1 protein-coding gene and 1 pseudogene are annotated in these 1354 nt (G+C 43.4%); one reads left to right on the forward strand and one right to left on the reverse strand.

From position 1 onward, the window contains the following. Positions 1–529 (reverse strand): annotated as a pseudogene (locus A3766_RS20875) (hypothetical protein); the annotation flags it as partial. A 626-nt stretch (positions 530–1155) separates the two neighbouring features. On the opposite strand from A3766_RS20875, the gene A3766_RS32145 reads away from it, so the two are divergent. Next, the coding region (locus tag A3766_RS32145) for a putative solute-binding protein (RefSeq protein WP_231882947.1) at positions 1156–1354 on the forward strand (199 nt) is incomplete at its 3' end.

Below are 1354 nucleotides of genomic sequence, written 5' to 3' on the forward strand. Positions count from 1 at the left end.
GCTCCTGCCCGTCAGTAGCGTCAGAAGAACCTTCGTTGTCACTACCGCTAGAATCACTCGACCCGCTTTGACTTTCCCCACTGCCCGCTTGCTGGTCGTCAGAGCCACTGTCATCTTGTCCACCGACTACTGAGCCGCCAGTATCTCCAGCATCGCTTGAATTATCTGAAGAATCGTTGGAAGCCTCTTCACTGTTCCCCTGAGCCTCTTGCCCACCAGGCTCTTCAACTTGCTGAATTTCTACAGGTTCTTCGTCAGAGGTCGCTGCTGAGCCACAACCAACCAAAGCCAAGGGAGATAAACTAATAATCGAAGAAACAATGGCGCTACGTAATTTACTCTGTACTTTAAGAGCTTGGTCAATCTGTCTACGACTCAACCAGCCTTTATCGACGAGAATCTGACCCAAGGGCAGATCAGTGCCTTGCTGAGAAGCAATTGCTTCATTCAACTGCGTTTCGTTTATTAGGCCTTTATCTAAAAGAATATCACCTAGACGCGTTTTTTCTGTTTGTTGAGTCGCGTACATATTTTTACCCGCCTATCATCATTTTCTCTCGCACGAACCTGTATTCCAACTACTTAAAGACAAGCTAAATCACCATAGCGATTGTCTAAAGCTTGCAACAAACTGCGGGAGTAATACGTGAACCAATGTTGCGTAATGTTTCTATTAATATAGATGAGAACATAGCTTTATCAACACGACCAGTAAATTGAGCATATATTGTACAATATTTTACAATTCGACAATAAAACGAAACATCTGGATTTTCTATATAATTGCAAAAGCATGGACGTTGATAGCAATTCAAGCCTTTCTGCCCCTAATTATAATTTTTGTTATCTGATTCACCCTATCTAGCCAAGGACTATGATAGGCTTTGCCAGCAAAAAATAATGCACCACAATACGCTCTAAACAAGGATGAATACGAATGACTACTCGACTATTTAGTCATTTCACTGGCCAGCTTTTTTTCAACAGCCACATGAATTCATATATATACCGCCCAGCTCTTCAGCAGAGGTGTGCTGTATGAAGCTCTTCTCTATATTTCTTTGCATCTTGATAAGCCTGTTCAGTAGCTCTGCTTTTTCTTTAGAATCTAAAACGTTCTGCGTTTGGGATCCTGTTGGCCGAAGTGGCCCAGTGATGACATTTTATTCCGACGTTATTCCACGAGCTCAAGCCTGGGGATTAAAGCTCAAATTTGTCGCCTACACCGAAGAAACCGATGTTGTTAAGCAATTTAAGGCTGGCAACTGCGAGGCTGCCGTTCTTACGAGCATCCTGTCGCGCCAGTTTGTTAAGTTTGCCGGCACAATGGACGCAATTGGAGCAATTAACTCAG

Source organism: Oleiphilus sp. HI0132, from assembly GCF_001635845.1.